Origin of the sequence: Streptomyces sp. NBC_00539 (assembly GCF_036346105.1) — a bacterium.
GTDB lineage: Bacteria > Actinomycetota > Actinomycetes > Streptomycetales > Streptomycetaceae > Streptomyces.
Map to the genome: position 1 here is coordinate 46,790 of NZ_CP107811.1, position 18,192 is coordinate 64,981.

General features: G+C 67.7%; 14 protein-coding genes and 6 pseudogenes. 11 read left to right on the forward strand and 9 right to left on the reverse strand.

Features of this window, described 5'->3' with window-relative positions; genetic code table 11:
• Positions 1-18 precede the first annotated feature (18 nt).
• Genes OG861_RS00275 through OG861_RS00285 form a run of 3 tightly spaced genes read left to right on the forward strand, consistent with a single transcriptional unit; the run spans position 19 to position 934 of the window.
• On the forward strand, positions 19-288 hold the full coding sequence (locus OG861_RS00275) for a hypothetical protein (protein ID WP_330260939.1): 270 nt from the start codon (positions 19-21) through the stop codon (positions 286-288).
• Positions 285-656 carry a DUF6247 family protein gene (locus tag OG861_RS00280; RefSeq protein ID WP_330260940.1) on the forward strand — a complete coding sequence of 124 codons (372 nt, stop codon included), beginning with the start codon at positions 285-287 and terminating at the stop codon, positions 654-656. The genes OG861_RS00275 and OG861_RS00280 overlap by 4 nt, the downstream gene beginning before the upstream one ends.
• Positions 653-934: a hypothetical protein gene (locus OG861_RS00285; RefSeq protein WP_330260941.1), complete on the forward strand. Its 282-nt coding sequence runs from the start codon at positions 653-655 to the stop codon at positions 932-934. The genes OG861_RS00280 and OG861_RS00285 overlap by 4 nt, the downstream gene beginning before the upstream one ends.
• A 176-nt stretch (positions 935-1,110) precedes the next feature.
• Here OG861_RS00285 and OG861_RS00290 read toward each other — a convergent pair whose 3' ends face one another.
• The 3 genes from OG861_RS00290 to OG861_RS00300 all read right to left on the reverse strand — a co-directional run bounded on the left by OG861_RS00290 (position 1,111) and on the right by OG861_RS00300 (position 3,043).
• Positions 1,111-1,773, reverse strand: coding sequence for a HalD/BesD family halogenase (locus OG861_RS00290; RefSeq protein WP_330260942.1), 663 nt, complete (start codon positions 1,771-1,773; stop codon positions 1,111-1,113).
• 637 nt (positions 1,774-2,410) lie between these two features.
• The gene (locus OG861_RS00295; RefSeq protein WP_330260943.1) at positions 2,411-2,533 is read right to left on the reverse strand and encodes a hypothetical protein; all 123 of its coding nucleotides are present in this window, start codon (positions 2,531-2,533) and stop codon (positions 2,411-2,413) included.
• Between the two features lie 99 nt (positions 2,534-2,632).
• Positions 2,633-3,043, reverse strand: coding sequence for a four-helix bundle copper-binding protein (locus OG861_RS00300; protein WP_330260944.1), 411 nt, complete (start codon positions 3,041-3,043; stop codon positions 2,633-2,635).
• Positions 3,044-3,377: 334 nt separating this feature from the next.
• Here OG861_RS00300 and OG861_RS00305 point away from each other — a divergent pair, with 334 nt between their 5' ends.
• The 5 genes and pseudogenes from OG861_RS00305 to OG861_RS00325 form a co-directional block, all read left to right on the forward strand.
• Positions 3,378-3,710 carry a hypothetical protein gene (locus OG861_RS00305; protein ID WP_330260945.1) on the forward strand — a complete coding sequence of 111 codons (333 nt, stop codon included), beginning with the start codon at positions 3,378-3,380 and terminating at the stop codon, positions 3,708-3,710.
• Between the two features lie 20 nt (positions 3,711-3,730).
• Positions 3,731-4,501 carry a transposase gene (locus tag OG861_RS00310; RefSeq protein WP_330260946.1) on the forward strand — a complete coding sequence of 257 codons (771 nt, stop codon included), beginning with the start codon at positions 3,731-3,733 and terminating at the stop codon, positions 4,499-4,501.
• Positions 4,502-4,517: 16 nt separating this feature from the next.
• A pseudogene (locus OG861_RS00315) lies at positions 4,518-4,775 on the forward strand (transposase); the annotation flags it as partial.
• Positions 4,776-4,823: 48 nt separating this feature from the next.
• A pseudogene (locus tag OG861_RS00320) lies at positions 4,824-5,102 on the forward strand (transposase); the annotation flags it as partial.
• Between the two features lie 53 nt (positions 5,103-5,155).
• Positions 5,156-5,287 (forward strand): annotated as a pseudogene (locus OG861_RS00325) (alpha/beta hydrolase); the annotation flags it as partial.
• Positions 5,288-5,675: 388 nt separating this feature from the next.
• On the opposite strand, the gene OG861_RS00330 reads toward OG861_RS00325, so the two are convergent.
• The 3 genes and pseudogenes from OG861_RS00330 to OG861_RS00340 all read right to left on the reverse strand — a co-directional run.
• Positions 5,676-6,038, reverse strand: coding sequence for a hypothetical protein (locus tag OG861_RS00330; RefSeq protein WP_330260947.1), 363 nt, complete (start codon positions 6,036-6,038; stop codon positions 5,676-5,678).
• Between the two features lie 145 nt (positions 6,039-6,183).
• Positions 6,184-7,358: pseudogene (locus OG861_RS00335) on the reverse strand (IS110 family transposase).
• Between the two features lie 223 nt (positions 7,359-7,581).
• A pseudogene (locus tag OG861_RS00340) lies at positions 7,582-7,869 on the reverse strand (IS701 family transposase); the annotation flags it as partial.
• Positions 7,870-8,191: 322 nt separating this feature from the next.
• Between OG861_RS00340 and OG861_RS00345 the strand changes: the two are divergent.
• From OG861_RS00345 to OG861_RS00355, 3 genes are read left to right on the forward strand one after another with little or no spacing between them, the layout of a single operon-like run.
• Positions 8,192-10,027, forward strand: coding sequence for a thiamine pyrophosphate-requiring protein (locus tag OG861_RS00345; protein WP_330261943.1), 1,836 nt, complete (start codon positions 8,192-8,194; stop codon positions 10,025-10,027).
• A complete protein-coding gene (locus OG861_RS00350) occupies positions 10,024-11,148 on the forward strand; it encodes an enolase C-terminal domain-like protein (protein ID WP_330260948.1) in 1,125 nt (374 codons plus the stop codon). The genes OG861_RS00345 and OG861_RS00350 overlap by 4 nt, the downstream gene beginning before the upstream one ends.
• Before the next feature lie 6 nt (positions 11,149-11,154).
• Positions 11,155-12,924: a glycoside hydrolase family 15 protein gene (locus OG861_RS00355; protein WP_330260949.1), complete on the forward strand. Its 1,770-nt coding sequence runs from the start codon at positions 11,155-11,157 to the stop codon at positions 12,922-12,924.
• Between the two features lie 113 nt (positions 12,925-13,037).
• Here the strand turns inward: OG861_RS00355 and OG861_RS00360 are convergent, their stop codons facing one another.
• The 3 genes and pseudogenes from OG861_RS00360 to OG861_RS00370 all read right to left on the reverse strand — a co-directional run bounded on the left by OG861_RS00360 (position 13,038) and on the right by OG861_RS00370 (position 18,114).
• A complete protein-coding gene (locus tag OG861_RS00360) occupies positions 13,038-16,109 on the reverse strand; it encodes an FAD-binding and (Fe-S)-binding domain-containing protein (RefSeq protein WP_330260950.1) in 3,072 nt (1,023 codons plus the stop codon).
• 145 nt (positions 16,110-16,254) lie between these two features.
• Positions 16,255-16,452: pseudogene (locus OG861_RS00365) on the reverse strand (cytochrome ubiquinol oxidase subunit I); the annotation flags it as partial.
• Positions 16,453-17,673: 1,221 nt separating this feature from the next.
• On the reverse strand, positions 17,674-18,114 hold the full coding sequence (locus OG861_RS00370; RefSeq protein WP_329201810.1) for a hypothetical protein: 441 nt from the start codon (positions 18,112-18,114) through the stop codon (positions 17,674-17,676).
• Between the last annotated feature and the right edge of the window lie 78 nt (positions 18,115-18,192).

An 18,192-nucleotide genomic window follows, 5' to 3' on the forward strand; every position in this document is an offset into this window, starting at 1 on the left:
GTGGGGCAGGGTCGGCTCATGACCTCACCCGCGCGCATGACCCGCATCGCGCTCTCCCCCGCAGAGGCACACGAGCTCGATGAGCTCACCCGCACCGTCGAGGACTGCGCGACCGCCTTGGAGCAGGCGCGCGCCGCGCTCGGGAATGCCGCCGGGCGTATCGCCGCCAGCTACGAGCGGGGCGGCCCCGCGGCGGTGGCTGCCCAGGTGGGCTGGTCGAGGCAGCATGTTTCGACACTGGCCGCCGACCACCGCCGTGAACAGCACGAGCAGGTGGACGCAGCATGAGTACCGCTGCCGAATCTCCACACCAGGGTGGAGTGCCGCAGCCTGCGGCCACGGTCGAGGAGCTGAGATCGGCGTTGACGCGGGTCTCCCCGGACGCCGTCACCACCTTCGATGCCGAGCGGGCAGAGGCCGTAGCCCGGGCCCGCAGCGAGGTCAGCGCCGCCCCGATGCGCCGCTTCGTGCGCCAGTGGGCCCTGCATGTCGCGATCGCACGGCATCCGCAACAGGCGGCGAGGCTGCGCCGGCTCGAAGCGCGGGCAGCCGAGGTCACCGATCCGGCAGAGGCCCGGGCAATCGCCTCGGAGATCGGGCGGATCCTGGACAAGGCCGCAGCAGAAGCCGGCCTGCCCCACGGTGGGGAGTCTTGAGCGCCTGGCGGTGGGAGTACGACCCTAACGCAGAGCACGTCGTCAAAGGCCTGCCCGAGCACGTCGTGGCCGAGGTGGAACGCCTGGCCGACGAGCTCGTCGCCCTGGGGAACGTCGGGGTCGACGTCACCGACATCGGTGAAGGTGCCCGCCGAGGCGTGCCCGGCGGGCTGCGCCGAATCCCGCTCCTGGCCGACGGCTGGTTCTACGCCCTGCCCTTGCCCCGCCTCACCCTGATCGCGATCGTCCGCGTCATCCCCCCGTACACCGACCTGTAATTACGCCGACCAGGATCGGGGCCGTGCCCGGCACGCCACCGTCGCCGCATACGCACGACCGGCGCTGCCCCGCGAACTGGTGGCCACGCCGAGGACGCGGAGGGCCCCAGGTCTCTCGGAGCTGGAGTGACTGCGCAGGTTGCCGACTCGGTGCACCGAGACGCGTTCGCTTGTGTTCAGGCGTAAAGCTCGGTTGCCGATTCGGTGCGGTGCGGTCGGGCGGTGGGGGTGGTGTAGGCGAAATTCAGGACGGTGCGGCGCAGACCCGGCTGGATGAGCGGGGTGACGCGGTGGGCGGTGGTGTCGCTGCGCAGCAGGTAGGCATCGCCGGCGCGATGGCGGGCGGTGCGGCTGCCATCGGCGGCGTCCAGGTCGCGCAGGGAGCCGGCGTGCGGGAGGAAGTGGACCAGCCCGCCGTCAGCGGGGTCCTCGGGGGCTTCGAGGAAGAGGACCAGGGCGTAGGGGTGGTCGTCGGTATCTGCGCCGTGGGTGTCGCCGGCTCGGTGCAGGACGTTCAGGACGTGCCGCTCGACCGGATCGGCGATCTCGGTGACCGGCTCGCCTGCCGCCCGGGCGAGCAGCCCGGCCAGGTCAGGGTCCCGGTAGAGGGCGGGGATCCTGTCGGAGGCTTCGGTGATCATCTGCCCGCCGAGCGTTGTCATGTGACGGGGCGAGTCGTCCATGCACTCCATCGTGAAGTCGCGACGCCGCGCCAGCGCCTCCAGACCGGCTGCTTCCCGGCGCAGCAGCGTCAGACCGTCGGCGGTGATCAGCCCGGGCAGGGGCAGGTACCCGTCTGCCGTGAGCCGTTCGGCACTCGCCGGTTCCAGAAAGTGCAAGTGGGCAGACAGGCCGTCCCACACCAGGACCACTCGCTCGCCGCGTAGAACACCTTCATCTGCTCCAGGACCTCGATGAGCCCGACGGTGTCGTAGCTGCCGGGCTTGAGGTGGAAGCACAGGCGGGCGCCTCGATCGGGGTCGGTGGAGTGGTAGCCCAAGGCCCCGGCCGTCGAGGCCCGCTTCCAGTTCAATCGATGCCGCAATAGCGGGGTCGGGCCTCGGCCATCCGATCCTGCCGGTCAGCAGCCACCACACCGACGCCCTCGACAACACCACCCCCATCACCCTGGCAACGACCTCGCCGACTCGCTCCAGGTCCACAGATCGGCTTCGAAGCCATGGGCTTGAGTGCCTTGCTCCAGAGCGGCCCGGACGGTCTCGACCTGGTCGTCGTCGAGCTTTGGTGGGCGACCGGTGGCCGCACGCCGCCGAAGGGCCGAAGCACCCCTTTCCACCACCCGCGCGATCTCCGCATTCGAGACACCCTTCTCGAACAACTCGAACGCACCGAACCCGCCGAGCCTCCGCCAACTGGGGCCGTGATAAAGAACCAGCAGCAGAGGCAGAAGGTCGATAAGCCACCCCGACAGCTCCCACTCACACGGCCGCTACACCCACCGAACTTACGATAAGATCAGTAGCTGCGGATCTCGGTGTTCGGGCGGGGCTGGGCCTGGAGGCGTTCGCGGAAGTGGATCTGCTCGGGGTGACCAGGTCCTCGGGCCGGCGGATGCGTACGGGCTGCGCAGCAGCTCATGGCTGCTCACCGCCGCACGCGGCCTCGGCACACTCGGCTGACCGTCGCCGGCACCCTCTGAACCCCGACCCTTGGGCCGGGGGCCGGCACTGGGTCCGGTCAGCCGAGTGCGCCGAGGAGTTCGTTGCACGCCGTCTCGCAGGAGCGGCAGGCGTCCGCGCAGACGCGGCAGTGCTCGTGCATGTCCGCGTGGCGCCCGCATTCGTCGCCGCACGCCTTGCAGACCATGGCGCACGCCTTCAGGACCGCGGCGGTGATGTTGGCGTCGTAGCCGGTATGCCGGGAGAGGACGGCGGCGGTGGCGGTGCAGATATCGGCGCAGTCCATGTCGGTGCGGATGCACTTGGCCAGATCGCCCATCATGCCCTCGGACAGACAGGCGTCCGCGCACGCCGTACAAGCCTGCGCGCAGGAGATGCATTCCTCGATACAGCGGGTGAGCTTAGCCTGGTCGATGTCGCCCAGGTCGGCCGGGTAGGTGGCGAGCATGTCCTTCACGGTGCTGGACATCAGGGGTTCCTCCGTTCCCGCGGGGCTGGCGGATCCGTGGCGGCCGCCATCGAAGCCCCCGGTACCTCCAGCTAACGCCTGCACACGCGAACGTGCTGGGTGATCAGCATGGCGGAGCACAAGCGGCAATCCACGCCGAGCGCTGGCGAGGCTGATTGGCTGCGGACGGAGATGCAAATCCGACGGTGCCGAGCGCACGGCGAGCAGCGGCGTGAGTGATGCCTACCACTTGCCGTTCCTAAGGGCTGTCCCGCAAACGCTGGACGGGTTGCACCCAGGTAAGCCCCGGGATACCCGCGAGCCTCCAACAGGGCATCTGTGGCAGCCTGCCGACATGCCATGGGAACTCAAAGAACACGCAGGTCGCCACTACGCCGTCCTGTTCCACTACGCCTTGCCTGACGACGCGTGGGCCGTGGAACTTAGCGAAGCTGAGTGGGCGTCGGCCGAGGGGGCCGAGAACCCCGACGCCGCAGTGACCCACTTGCCCGGCGCTGCCTTCTTGGTGACACATGTCCCGGACGAGGACCCGAATCTGCAACCGACCGTCCGCGTCTGGAGCCCTGACGAGCGCGTCGTCCCCTGCGAGGTCATGCGCTGGTACATGGAGCAGGTGGCCGACCAGGTAGAACGCTGTCGCATCGCGTTCGAGCAGGGGGAAACCTGAAGCAATGGAATGATCACGCAGTGACTGGTGTGATCACGGCGTCGGAGCCTTCCTGGATAGCCCCGTTCTCCGGGCTGAGCCCGCGTGCCTTCGGGAAGCTGGTGACGGTGTTGCGGCGCGAGGGTGCGGACGCGGTCCGCAAGGGCCGGCCCTGGAGCCTTCCGCTGGAGGACAGGGCCCTGCTGGTGGCCGCGTACTGGCGCACGAACCTGACCATGCGGCAGCTTGCGCCGCTGTTCGGGGTGTCGAAGTCGGCGGCCGACCGGATCATCGACCATCTCGGGCCGATGCTCGCGCTCCAGCCCCGCAAGCGGTTCGCGAAGGACGCTGTGCTCATCGTGGACGGCACTCTGGTCCCCGCCCGGGATCACGCCATCGCTGAGCGATCGAAGAACTATCGGTACTCCACCAACCACCAGGTCGTCATCGACGCCGACACTCGCCTGGTCGTCGTAGTTGGCCGACCGCTCGCCGGGAACCGCAACGACTGCAAGGCATGGGAGGAATCCGGCGCCAAGGCCGCCGTCGGCAACACCGTCACGATCGCCGACGGCGGCTACCCGGGCACCGGACTCGTCATCCCGCACCGCCGCAAGCGCGGCCAAACCGAACTCCCGGACTGGAAAGAGCAGCACAACAAGTCCCACAAGCAGGTCCGAGCCCGCGTCGAGCACGTCTTCGCCCGCATGAAGACGTGGAAGATCCTCCGCGACTGCCGCCTCAAGGGCGAGGGTGTCCACCACGCCATGCTCGGCATTGCCCGGATGCACAACCTCGCCCTCGCTGGATAAGCGAGCGGGCCGCACGGCGGCCCGCGGCTACGACTTCGACAAGTACCGGCGTCTGATCAGGGCACGCGGGATCACACCCAAGATCGCCCGACGCGGCACACCTCACGGCTCCGGCCTGGGCAAGACCCGCTGGGTCGTCGAGCGCACCTTCGCCTGGCTCCACCAGTTCAAACGACTCCGCACCCGCTACGAGATACGCGCAGACCTCCACCTCGGCCTCCTCCAACTCGCCTGCAGCATCATCTCCTTACGCCGACTCCGAACCTCATTCTGAAACGATCAGTTAGGCAGACTAGGTAAAAACTAACACGCAGCCGATTCCAAGCCCCAGCGCCTGCATGCTGACAAGGCATACGACATCCCTGAACTGCGGAAATGGCTCTGGGGCAAGCGCATCGGCGTCCGTATCGCACGTAAGGGCATCGAGTCCAGCGAGCGACTCGGGCGACGCAGGTGGGTCATCGAACGGACCATGTCCTGGCTCACCGGCTACCGCCGGCTCAACCACCGCTACGAACGAAAACCGGGCAACTACCTGGCCTTTCTTGGCCTCGCCGCAGCCCTCTGCTGCTACAAACGGCTCCTCAAACTGACCATGTAGGACACGGTCTAAGGCACCTAGAAGATAATGAGGAGGGCGCATGGCGCGGGCACCGGCTGGAGGCACTGTCGAACCGGCTCATGCTCGCTTGCGGCCAGGACTCACGCGGCGAGCTGCCCTACCGTCCGACCGCCTTCCTGGCTAAGCGTCTCAGCACGGAACTCCGGCACTTCCCCGGCGGACACAGCTCCCCCAGAAGACCTTCCAAGCCTAACCCCGAATCAGACTCGGCCGGATTAGCGCGCCTCCGCCGGCCACGCCTTTTGACCCCTCCAGCGACTGGTCAGGGCTGGCGTTGCGACAGGCCACGAGGAAGGCGGCCGCTTCGACGTCGGTGGCCGACGCTTGCGCGGTTCTTGAGCCCGGTGACAGGCCTTTAGCTGGCAGCTCCCCTGTGACAGCGGCCGCGAGGATCTCGGGACGTGGTGGTGCCGGTCCCGGTGCGGCCTTCGAAGTGGGCGAGGCCCAGGGCATCTCAATGCCTGAGTCAAGGCAAGGACTGCTCGCGCCTACTCGCCTAACAACGCCGGGCAGGCGCGAACGGTCACTCTGACCGCGCCGCTATGCGCCCGCCTACTGCCCCAGCTCCCCGGAGTCAGCGAAGATCGGAACAGCCGTGGCACCGGCAGAGACAGACAGGCTGAGGTTCGAAAGTTCATCGATATAGACAGCGGGATACGCGGAGATAACGTTGGTAGCGCGCGTCTGAATCTCGGGGCCTCCTGCTTGCTCGCTCGGGAGAACCGCCAGTACATAGGCGGCAATCGGCTTCCCCGTCTCGTCTAGGACCGTCAGCCCAGAGGGGATAGCGGTCCCTTCCGTCACGGTCAGCACCGGCTCACCGTCGCGCTCCTCCACAGTGAGCGTGGCCTTGTCCGCCTCGCTCACCACCTGGGCGAGGATTGTCAGGGTCTGACGGACTTCACTCTCGGACATTTCCGCTCCTTCTGTGGCGTGTTGATCACCAGTCGGTCGGACACTATCCGCGCCAACGAAGCGCAAGGGCCCCGCTTCCTGAAGCAGTCCGAAAAGCGCTGTACATCCAGCGCCCCGAGCCGTCTGGCCGGGCTCAATGCAGAAGTCAAGCGGCCGCAGGAGCTGGTGCTGCCGCCGTGAACAGGCGGTTGTCCCTCAACATGGCCCACAGCACATCGACCCGGCGGCGGGCCAGGGACAGCAGTGCCTGGGTGTGGAGGAGCCCCTCGCCGCGCTTCTTCCGGTAGTAGTCCTGCGACGGTCCCGGCATCGTCATGGCGACCTGAGCCGACATGTAGAACAACCAGCGCAGGCGCCTGTTGTAGTGCTTGGGCCTGTGCATGTTGCCGGTTTTGCGGCCTGAGTCCGGCGCCGCGAGGTGACCGGCATCCTTGTGCGCGGACATGTCTCCGGCGACCGCAAGGAACTCGGCGCCAAGGATCGGACCCATGCCGGGCATGGACTCGATGATCTCGGTCCGCTCGTCGGTGCGGAACTGGGCGGTGATCTCCTTGTCGATCTGCTTGAGCCGTTCGTCCAGGTCCAGGATCTGCTGGGCGAGATCGCGCGTGAGTCGGGCGGCCTGGTCTTCGCCCGGCAGTGCGGTGTGCTGCGAGCTGGCCGCCGCGATGGCCCTCTCGGCGAAGTCGTGGGCATTGCGTACCTTTCGGCGGGCAAGCCAGTCCGTCAGGCGCTTGGCTCCAATTCGACGGATCGCCGCGGGCGTCTGGTAGCCGGTCAGCAGCACCAGGGGAGCTCTGGAGCGGTACTCGAAGGCCCGCTCCAGGGCTGGGCAGATGCCGACCAGGAGGTCACGCAGCGGTTGAGCATCCGTACTCGGTCGGCCATCAGGTCTCGGCGGTAGCCCGTCAGGAGCTGGAGCCCGGTTGTCAGCTCGACGGACGCCTCGACCGGACGGAAATCGCGTCGCATCCGGGCGACGTCCGCGATGATCCGGGCGTCCTTGGCGTCGGTCTTGCCCTCGCCCCTGTAGGCGCCTGACATGCGGTTCACGGTCCTGCCGGGGATGTAGACCACCGGCTGGCCGTGGGCGAGGAGTAACGCCAGCAGCAGGGCGGACGTGCGGCTGGAGATGTCGACAGCCCAGCGGACCTCGTCGGCCAGCTCCAGCGCGGCCCTGATCAGCGCCAGGACGTCGTCTTCATCGTTCAGGACCTTGCGGGACATGAGCGAGGTGCCCTCGCCGTCGACGGCCACCGCCCAGTGGTGGCCCTTGCCGGCATCGATGCCGACCCAGATCCGCTGATGTTCAGTGCTCAACGCCTGTCCTCCCCTTGGTGACCTGCACTTTGTGGTCCGAGAACACTCCGCCGTCGAAGCCTTAATCAGCGATGTCCGCATCTCTCAATCAGCAGTCAGAGCGTCCAAGGGAGCCGGGCGGCCATGCCCCGAGAGCCATCGAGCGGCACTTTTTCATCAGCCACACCCGGCTCCCCCGGACCACAACCAACCTGATCGTCCCTTGAGACCACACCGGTGGTTTTAAGGCCTGTTTCATCTCACGGTCGTCGTGCTCGATCCTCCACCGGAGATTGGCGAGCCCCACCAGCGTGGTCAGGGCAGTGTCCGGTTCCTGGGCGGGCCGATCGGCCAGCAGCCAGCATGCGGGCGGTTCCGGGCCGTCGACGGCCTTGCGGACCTCCCGGCCGGCGGGACGGACCCGCAAGGCGGCGAACCTCTCGTACATCCGCTTGAAACCACTGCGGCCGGAGCCCGGACGGGAGACCTCACGCCACTACACCCCCTTGGCCGCATCCCGCCCGGCTTCGATGCCGGTCCCCGGAACGGCCGGTTCCGCTGCCCACGCTTCAACGCGTTCGTCCGCGTCCTGGCGCCGACCTACGAGATCGAAACCGGCCGGCAGCGGGTATGGCCGGTGCAGCGGCACGGCAGGTTGACCAACGTGCCGTCCGGCAAGGGCTTGTGCCATGAGCCATTCGGGCTTCGCGCCGGAACACTCTCGGTCGGTTTCAGGCCATCGACGTTTCCCTTTCTTTAGCACGGTTAGATGCATTGGGTGCCGACATTGCCTGCGGCCTGGCTGAGTGCGCGGGCAATCTGCCAGAAGCGCGAACGGAGCGTCGATGACCAGCATGAAGGTGTCCGATTACGTCCTCCAGCGGCTGCGCGAATGGGAGGTGGATCATGTGTTCGCCTACGCGGGCGACGGAATCAACGGCTTGCTCGCCGCTTGGGGCCGTGCCGGCAACAGACCGAAGTTCGTGCAAGCCCGACACGAGGAGATGGCCGCCTTCGAGGCCGTCGGATACGCGAAGTTCTCGGGCAAGGTCGGTGTGTGCGCGGCCACCTCCGGGCCGGGAGCGATCCACCTGCTCAACGGTTTGTATGACGCCAAGCTGGATCATGTTCCGGTCGTGGCGCTGGTCGGCCAGACCAACCGCAGCGCGATGGGCGGCTCCTACCAGCAGGAAGTGGATCTGCAGAATCTGTACAAGGACGTCGCCTCGGATTTCTGCGAGACGGCGATGGTCCCCGAACAGCTGCCCAACCTCATCGACCGGGCGATGCGCACGGCTTACGCCAAGCGCACCGTGACCGCGATCATCATTCCGGCCGACGTGCAGGAGCTGGACTACAGTCCGCCGACGCATGCGTTCAAGATGGTGCCGTCGAGCATGGGCATGAGCCACTACGCCCCGGTTCCCGTGGACGCGGACATCGAGCGGGCGGCGGAAGTCCTCAACGCTGGTGAGAGGGTCGCCGTACTCGTCGGGCAGGGAGCCCGCGGCGCACGTGCCGAAGTGGAGCGGCTGGCGGACGTCCTCGGAGCGGGCGTGGCAAAGGCGCTCTTGGGCAAGGACGTGTTGCCCGATGACCTGCCCTACGTGACCGGCTCCATCGGCCTGCTGGGCACTCGCCCGTCGTACGAGCTGATGCAGGACTGCGACACCCTGCTGATGATCGGCTCCAGCTTCCCGTACACGCAGTTCATGCCGGGTCTCGACCAGGCACGGGCGGTGCAGATCGACATCGATCCCCACATGATCGGCCTACGTTATCCCTTCGAGGTCAATCTCGTCGGCGACGCCCGGGAGACCCTCCAGCGGCTACTGCCGCGTCTGCACCGCAAGACCAGCCGGGCCTGGCGGGAGACGGTCGAGAAGAACGTCGCCCGCTGGTGGGAGGTCATGCAGCGCCGGGCGTCCGTGGACGCCGACCCGATCAACCCCGAGTACGTGGTCCACGCGCTGGACGGCAAGCTCCCCGAGAATGCCATTCTGTCCTCCGACTCCGGTTCGGCCGCCAACTGGTACGCCCGCCACCTGCGGCTGCGCGGCAGCATGCGGGGTTCCCTGTCGGGCACGCTGGCGACGATGGGGCCCGGCGTGCCGTACGCGATCGGTGCGAAGTTCGCCCACCCTGACCGTCCGGCGATCGCCCTCGTCGGCGACGGCGCGATGCAGATGAACGGCATGATGGAGCTGGTAACCGCGGCGAAGTACTGGCGCGAATGGTCCGATCCCCGCCTGATCGTCGCGGTGCTCAACAACGGCGACCTCAACCAGGTCACCTGGGAGATGCGCGCGATGGCCGGCGCCCCACAGTTCGAGGAGTCGCAGCACATTCCCGACCTGCCCTACGCCGACATCGCCCAGCGCATCGGGCTCGACGGCGTGCGGGTCGAGAAGCCCAAGCACGTTGAGGCGGCCTGGGACCGGGCCCTCGCGGCCGATCGCCCCTTCGTGATCGATTTCCGTACCGACCCGGCCGTGCCGCCGATCCCGCCGCACGCGTCGCTGGACCAGATCGAGGCGGCCGCCCTGTCCGTCCTACGGGGTGACAGCGACCGGGGCTCCATGATTAAACAGGGCTTCAAAGCCAAGGTGCAGGAATTCCTTCCCGGTACCCGCCACCGTGAGGACCGTCCTGGCGCCGGACGGGACGACAGCACGGAAGGGCACAAGTGACGGGAGCGGTCCAGGCACCCGACGGCCCCACCGTGGAACACCTGGCGGCCTCGGCCTACCGGATCCCCACGGACCTCCCCGGCGGCGACGCCACCTTGACGTGGGACTCCACCACGCTCGTCCTCGTCGAGGCCGTGGCGGCCGGGCAGCGCGGCATCGGCTGGACCTACGGGTCGCCTGCCACCGTCGCGGTCGTCGAGGACGAGCTGGCGAAGATCGTCGTGGGACGGGACCCCTTTGACGTCCCGGCGGTCAACGACGCGTTGAGCCGGGCGGTGCGCAACATCGGCCGGCCCGGCGTCGTGGCCGGCGCGATTTCAGCCGTCGACCTCGCGCTGTGGGACCTCAAGGCGAGACTGCTGGACCTGCCTCTGGTACGGCTGCTGGGCGCGGCCCGTAACGAGGTGGCGGTATACGGCAGCGGCGGTCTCACGACCTACGACGAGGCTCGACTCGAGCAGCAGCTGCGCGGCTGGGCCGAGCAGGGCATCAGCCGCATGAAAATCAAGATCGGCGAGTCCTGGGGACGCGAGGAGCGCCGTGACCTGCGTCGCGCACGCCTCGCGCGACGCACCGTCGGCGATCATGCGGAGCTATACACGGACGCCAACGGCGGCTACACCCGCAAGCAGGCCATCCGGGTGGCCGCTGCCATGGCGGATCTGGGCGTGACCTGGCTGGAGGAACCCGTCTCTTCCGACGATCTCACGGGACTGCGCCTGGTCCGCGATCGTGTCGCCGCCGACGTGGCCGCCGGCGAATACGGCTATGACCTCACCTACTTCGCCCGCATGGCGGCGTCCGGTGCGGTCGACTGCCTCCAAGCCGACGTCACCCGGTGCGGGGGCATCACCGTGTGGCTGCGCGCCGCGGCCGTGGCCGAGGCGCACGGCCTGCACATCTCTGGGCACTGCGCCCCCCACATGCACGCCCATGTCGCAGCCGCGGTACCCAATGTCCGCCACCTGGAGTGGTTTCACGACCACGTCCGTATCGAGAACATGTTCTTCCGCGGTGTGCTTGATCCCCATGGCGGTACGGTCACGCCCGGTTCCTCCGGGGCACCGGGGCACGGCCTGGAACTGGACAGGGCTGTGGCCCAGCCCTTCCGGACAGGGTGAACGATCATGGCTCGACTGCCCGCGTCAAAGCCCGATGAAGGGCCCTGGGTGCTGCGTGACTACGCGCTGATCGCCGACGGCGAGCGCGGTGCGCTCATCGGTCCCCGGGGACAGATGGCGTGGCTGTGCGCCCCCACGTGGCACAGCGGCTCCGTTTTCTCAGGGCTGTTGGGCGGCCCCGGTGAGTTTCGTGTCTGCCCGTCCGACGCGTGGAACGTCTGGGGTGGGTACTACGAGGACGGGACCCTCATCCGCGTCAGCCGGTGGGTTACGGCCGACTGCGTCATCTCGTGCCGAGAAGCGCTGGCGGTGCCCGCCGAAGCGGACCGTGTGGTCGTGCTGCGACAGCTCCGCGCGGTGCGTGGGGACGCCCGCGTACGGGTCAGCCTCGACGTGCGGGGTGACTTCGGCAGACACCGTATGACCGAGGTCCACCACGGCGCCGGTGCGTGGCGGGCACGCACCGGTCAGCTGTACGTGCGCTTCACGGGGGCCGATGACGCCCGCCCCGGTCCGGGCGAAGGGCTGCACACGGAGCTGTGCTTGCGGGAGGGCGACGTCCACGACCTCGTGCTGGAGATCAGCGCGCGGCCGGGCGAGGCTTCCCTTGCTCCGCGGTCCCTGTGGGAGGCGACGGAGCGGTGGTGGAAGGATGCCGTCCCCGACTGCGCCCATACGGCGGCACCTCGCGACACCCGCATGGCCTATGCCGTCCTGCAGGGAATGACCAGCGCAACCGGTGGCATGGCAGCGGCCGCCACCACCTCACTGCCCGAACGCGCCGACACAGGCCGCGACTACGACTATCGCTACGCCTGGATCCGCGACCAGTGTTACGCCGGAATCGCCGTAGCCGCCCACGGACCGCACCCCCTCCTCGACCGCGCAGTGCGCTTCGTTTCCGAGCGGATCCTCCAAGACGGAGCGAACCTCAGCCCCGCATATACCGTCAATGGTGATCCGCTCCCCGGGGAGCGCCCGCTACCGCTCGTCGGCTACCCGGGCGGCAGCGACCGCACGGGCAACCGCGCCGGCCGGCAGTTCCAACTGGACGTGTTCGGGGAAGCACTCCAGCTCTTCGCCGCAGCCGCAGATCACGGGCGCCTCGACACGAAGGCTGCCGAGGCCGCACGCATCGCCGCCGAGGCGGTGGCCGAACGCTGGACGGAACCCGATGCCGGAATATGGGAACTGGAACAGCGTTGGTGGGCCCACTCACGGCTGTGCTGTGTAGTGGGCTTGCGCGACTTCGCCCGTGTGTTCGGAACATCCGTTTCATCCGAGTGGTCCCGACTGGCGGACCGCATCCTCGACGCCACACGGGCTCGCTGTCTGCACCCCGACGGGTACTGGCAGCGCGCGGCCGACCATTCCGGTCTGGAAGCCGCTCTGCTGCTGCCACTGGCCCGGGGGGCCGTGGATCCGCGCGATCCGAGCTTCGCGCGCACCCGCTCCATGGTGATGCGACACCTGGCGGAAGACGGATACGTCTACCGGTTCCAGCAGGATGAGGGAAAGCCCCTCGGTGAGGCGGAAGGGGCGTTCTTGCTGTGTGGCTTCACCATGGCGCTGGCTGCTCACGCCGAGGGCCGGGACATCGAAGCGACGCGGTGGTTCGAACGTACGCGCTCTTCGTGCGGTCCCTCCGGACTCTTCGCCGAGGAGTACGACATCGCTCAACGCCAGCTACGGGGCAATCTGCCGCAGAGCTTCGTGCACGCACTCCTGTTGGAGTGCTCAGCACGCTTGGGACCATCCGACGACAACCACGGCTGATCCGAAGCCCCCGAAGCCGAGTCCTGGCCCTACGCGCCGGCCCGTGGGGCCGGCCACCATCCCCGGTTACGGCCCCCGCACCGCGGAAGCGCCCCCAGTCCGTCGTGGCGGCCTCACCCGTGACGGAATCCTCGCAGGTGCAAGCGACCGGAGCGCCAGGCACCCGCGAGCGCCACCAGTGCCGCGGCCGTCAGGCCCGCAGCTCCCAGGGGCACCAATGCCTTCCGCCCGGGCGGTGACGGACGTTCAGGTGTCGGCTCCTGACCCCGGAGGGCGCAGGCGAGCACTTCCGCCAGGTGCAACGGGGTCCGTCCGATGCCGGCTTGATCCACCTGCGTGCGGCAGCTGAAGCCGTCGGCGAGAACCAGTGTCCCCGCGTCGGTCTCGCGCAGGGCGGGGAGCAGAGCGTCCTCTGCGCATGCCATGGATACGTCGTAGTGGCCTTTCTCGAAGCCGAAGTTTCCGGCGAGTCCGCAGCAGCCCGCATCCAGGACGTGGGCGTCCACCCCGGCGCGTTCCAGCACCTTGCGGTCCGCATCGAAGCCCATGACGGCGTACTGGTGGCAGTGGCGTTGTACGACCGCTCGTGCGTCGACGGCCGGTGGCTGCCAGTCTTCGGCCCGCTCGACCAGCAACTCCGCCAGGGTGCGGGTCTGGTTCCGAAGCCGTTCCACGTCCGGGTCCTTGGGCAACAGCTCGGCGGCATCGGACCGGAAGACGGCAGTGCAGCTGGGTTCGAGGCCCACCACCGGCGTCCCTCTGCGCAGGTCCTCGCGCAGCACGTCGATCGTGTGGCCGAGTACGCGCTTGGCGACATCGAGCTGGCCCGTGGAGATCCACGTGAGCCCGCAGCACACCGCGGCGTCGGGGACCTTCACACGGAAGCCCGCCGCTTCCAGGACCTCCACGGCGGCCCGGCCGATCGCGGGGTGGAAGTTGTCGGTGAAGGTGTCGGGCCATACGACGACTTCGCCGCGCAGCCCTTCACTGCGTGTTCCTCCGCGCTCGCGCCACCAGTCCGTGAACCGCTGGTCGGCGAAGACCGGAATTTCACGTTCGGGGGCGATCCCACCGAGCGTCTTGGCCGCGCGTGCCACCCACTCGATCGAGAGGAGCGCGTTGACGCTACGGGGAGCGACGGCGACCAGACGGGCCACTGCGGGCAGCCAGCCCATCGAGTAGTGAGCGAGGGGTCGCAGCCGGCCCGCGTAGTGGTGGTGCAGGAACTCGGCTTTGTAGGTGGCCATGTCGACGTTGACGGGGCAGTCGGTCTTGCAACCCTTGCAGGCCAGACACAGGTCGAGTGCGTCGTGCACCGCGGTGGAGCGCCAGTCGGGTGCGATCGGCGCGTTGTCGCCGTTGCGCACCATCTCGAACAGCAACCGGGAGCGCCCCCGCGTGGAGTGTTCCTCCTCGCGAGTGGCCCGGTAGCTGGGGCACATCACGCCGCCCTGCGATGAACGGCACTTGCCCACGCCCACACAGCGGGCGGCGGCCCGGCTGAACTTACCGCTGTCGTGGGTGTAGGCGAAGGCGGTGTCCGGCTCCCAGGGAAGGTAGTCCGCGCCCAACCGCAAATTCTCATCGAGCCGGTAGGGAACGACGATCTTCCCGGGGTTCATCCGATTGTTCGGGTCGAACAGGCCTTTCAGCTGCTCGAACGCTTCGATGAGTTCGGTCCCGAACATCTTGACCAGCAACTCGCCTCGCGCCTGGCCGTCGCCGTGTTCACCCGACAGGGACCCGCCGCAGGCCACGACCAGGTCGGTGGCTCTTTCGACGAACGCCCGCATCCGAGCGATGCCCTCTTCCGACTCCAGGTCGAAGGGAATCCGGGTGTGAACGCAGCCCTGTCCGAAGTGACCGTACACGGAAGGCTGGCCGTAGTCGAACTCCTCGTACAGGCGTTTGAGGTTGCGGAGATAGTGAGCGAGACGGTCCACCGGGACGGCGGAGTCCTCCCAGCCCTCCCAGGTGTCGGGCTTGCCGGGGACGTGCGCGGTGGCTCCCAGGCCGGACTCACGCACCAGCCACAGCTCCCGCACATGTTGGGGATCGTCGTACCAGGTGTGGTCGACATCGTCGGGCTTGGCGCCGATCAGCGCCCTGGCTTTGGTATCGGCTTCCTCGCGTGTTTCGCCCGTGAGCTGAACCATCAGATAGGCGCCTCCTTGGGGCAGCTTGTCGAGGGCCTCAGGGTTGAGGTGCTTCTCCCGTTGAAAGTGGATCAGCTGGTGGTCCACGCCTTCCAAGGCTGCCGGCTCGTGTTCCAAGACGGCCGGCACGTGCTCGGCGGCGTCGCAGATGTCCTTGTAGCCGAGGACCACGAGGGTGGTGTGCTTGGGCACCGGCACGAGCTTCAGCTCCGCGCGCAGGACCGTGACCAGCGTGGACTCCGAACCGGTGAGCAGTCCGGCGACGTCGAAATCGTGCTCGGGAAGCAGCGAATCGAGGTTGTAGCCGGATACGCGCCGAGGGATGTCCGGGTATCGTGCGCGCACGACGTCGGCGTACCGGTCGCGCAAAGCGGTCAAGCCGCGGTACAGCTCCGCTTGCCGGTCATGGCCAGAGGTCAGCCGTTCCAGCTCTTCCTCGTCGGTCGGACCGACCCACATGCGCAGGCCGTCGTAGGTGAGTACTTCCAAGCGGTGGAGGTTGTCGACGACTTTGCCGTATGCCTGGGCCGTCGACCCGCACGAATTGTTGCCGATCATTCCCCCGATGGTGCAGTTCGGGTGAGTGGCCGGCCGGGGCCCGTACTGCAAGCCCTGTGCGGCGAGCCGGCGATTCAGATCGTCCAGCACGATGCCGGGCTCCACTACGCACCGTCTGTTATCGGCATCCACCGACAGCAGACGATTGCAGTATTTGCTCCAGTCGATGACGACCGCGGTGTTGCAGCACTCGCCGGCCAGGCTCGTGCCTCCGCCACGGGAGAGCAGTGGTGCCTGGTGTTCCCTGCAGACCGCCACGGCCGCCTCCGCCGCTTCCACCGTTCGCGGGATGACGACGCCGATGGGCACTTGGCGGTAGTTGGAAGCGTCCGTGGAATAGGCGGCGCGCGTGCCGGCATCGAAGCGCACCTCGCCGTCCACTCTGGAGCGCAGATCCCGTTCGAGGGTGGCGACGTCGATGGTCTCGGATGCACGCCGGACAACGGGGAGGGGCAGATCGACCGGGTCCATGGGAAGCCTTCCGCTCAAGAACACATACGAGAGGTCGGCGGCCGTCCACCCCTCAACCACCTCGAGCCGAAAGTGGGTGGTCGCGCCGTGCCTGCGCTTGCCTCACGGCATGTCCTCACCTCGTCTGCCGGCTGGCATGCCCCTGACCCGGCCGGGCCAGCTCTGCGCGCATCACCATGGCCAGCACCCCGGCCAAGAGGAAAAAGCCGAACGCGGTGATCAGGTACATGTGGGCGATGACCTTGTGATCCGTGGTCGTCACCCATCGCACCAACACCTGCCCTGAGGTCACACCCTTGCGTACCTTCTCGGGCGATTCCGCGCCCTCGTCGACCGCCGTCATACGCGTCTCTTCCTGTTGAAACTGGACACGGTCGCGACTGCGCCACGAACGGCGAAACGGCAGCCCGCAGTGGTGCGCTCCCAACCACGTCGTGTAACCGTCTTCTCTCTCTGCGAAACCCTCTCACCACCCGCACCCGAAAAGAACACACGGGAGGAGGCTGTCATGACGGTGCACAGTCATCACAGTGTTGCGCAGGTCAGTGGCGTTAAGAGCCTGCGCAGGAGTCAGCACGGTGATTCTCCGCCTGCTGATGCTGCTCGTGGCCCTGGTGCTGTGCCTGGCGCGCCGATGGCCCAACAGAACGGCCCCGAAGACGCGCAGACAACGAGCTCATCGGCGGCACGATCGTGTTCCGTTTCCGGCCGGTGTCCGAAGGGACATAGTGGCCGGGCGCACGCCCTTGTCCGCGGCCGCCTCACGTCCCCACGGCGGGGCGGAGATGGGCTCCGACGTACTCATCCTGCTCTGCGGGATGTGGCTGGTCGCCTCCCCAATCGTCATGGGATTACAGACGACGGCCGTGGGGTGAGAGCAATCGGATCTACGACGTGGCCCTCGGCGCCGCTCTCGTCGTGCCGGCGGCTGGCAGGCATGGCAGTGCCGCGGGCCGCCAAGCGCTGGAAAGCCCGGCGAAACCACGGGTGCACCGTCTCGGCCTGTTGAACCTGAGTCGGCCGCTCCCTGCCCGCAACCCTCAGCCCAGTGGCCGCGCCGTCGTGGTGAGCCAGACGGCCCAGGACCTTCGCGGACACCATCGTCGCCGCAGCGGTAACGGTCACTACAGCCCCCAGTGCAACGACGCCCAGCAGTACGGGCCACTGGCGTAGCTCATCGGTCGGCAGACCCTGTTCTGCGGCGAGGGTTCGACGAACGGACCCCGACACACGGCGCGGCCCCCCGCGTACGAAGGCATTTCAGGGCCGTAGTCGGCGAGCATCAGGAATAGGAACCATCCCCAGATCACCAAAGCCAGAAGCATCCACGCCAGCGACCAAGCCTCGATCCGGCGCGCGTCCTGACCGGCCTTCCTCGAATTCGCGGGTGCGGCTTCTGCAGAACCGGTTACTTCTTGAGCCGTTTCATCGGCTGCCCTTCGTTTCCCCCGATCTCTACGAACAACGACCACTTGCTCACATTTCGGCTGCGCCCCGGACCCGGAGCACCACCGGGCCATTGCCACGCCTGCCTGTCACGGCCACGGCCGGGGAGCCGCTTTGGTCACGGAAGGTCAGTGCGTCCCAGCCATGCTGGTTTCACCGGCACTCCGTCCTCGTCGCGCTCTACCGCCAGTTCGAGCGGTACGGGAGCCGGTGTCAAAGGCGCCGTCGCCGGGGTCGTGGCCGAGGCTTCCTCAGCAGCGGCCGGCTCATCCTTGACCTGTTGCGCTGCTGCAGGGCGGTCTGTGTCGTCCAGGAGTTCGATAGCGGAGAAGCGGGTGGCGTGGGATTGCCACACGCCGTCGATAATCAGCAGAAATCCGTCGCCGTCGCGGAAGAGGCGCCGGCGCTTGGGGCTCCAGGGGTGCTCCGGCGTATAGTCGCGCGCCCTCCTCTCCAGCTCCGCCAGAGCCGTCTGACGCTCACCTTCGACGTGCGCCATCACGTACACCTCGGTGCGTCTACGCTCCGTTGTCGCCAGGATCAGTCCCCACGTCGTCATGGCCGCCTCCTTCCGCCCGGGGCTCAGAACTTCGCTTATCCGTAAGCGCCGAGGGCGCGGTTCTCAGCGTTCTGTCGT

Excerpts from the sequence above, each read along its gene's own strand:
- OG861_RS00355 (WP_330260949.1), top strand. The coding sequence starts at position 11,155 with ATGGCTCGACTGCCCGCGTCAAAGCCCGATGAAGGGCCCTGGGTGCTG.
- OG861_RS00280 (WP_330260940.1), top strand. The coding sequence starts at position 285 with ATGAGTACCGCTGCCGAATCTCCACACCAGGGTGGAGTGCCGCAGCCT.
- OG861_RS00360 (WP_330260950.1), bottom strand. The coding sequence starts at position 16,109 with ATGGACCCGGTCGATCTGCCCCTCCCCGTTGTCCGGCGTGCATCCGAG.
- OG861_RS00300 (WP_330260944.1), bottom strand. The coding sequence starts at position 3,043 with ATGTCCAGCACCGTGAAGGACATGCTCGCCACCTACCCGGCCGACCTG.
- OG861_RS00305 (WP_330260945.1), top strand. The coding sequence starts at position 3,378 with ATGCCATGGGAACTCAAAGAACACGCAGGTCGCCACTACGCCGTCCTG.
- OG861_RS00330 (WP_330260947.1), bottom strand. The coding sequence starts at position 6,038 with ATGTCCGAGAGTGAAGTCCGTCAGACCCTGACAATCCTCGCCCAGGTG.
- OG861_RS00295 (WP_330260943.1), bottom strand. The coding sequence starts at position 2,533 with ATGAGCTGCTGCGCAGCCCGTACGCATCCGCCGGCCCGAGGACCTGGT.
- OG861_RS00275 (WP_330260939.1), top strand. The coding sequence starts at position 19 with ATGACCTCACCCGCGCGCATGACCCGCATCGCGCTCTCCCCCGCAGAG.
- OG861_RS00370 (WP_329201810.1), bottom strand. The coding sequence starts at position 18,114 with ATGACGACGTGGGGACTGATCCTGGCGACAACGGAGCGTAGACGCACC.
- OG861_RS00345 (WP_330261943.1), top strand. The coding sequence starts at position 8,192 with ATGAAGGTGTCCGATTACGTCCTCCAGCGGCTGCGCGAATGGGAGGTG.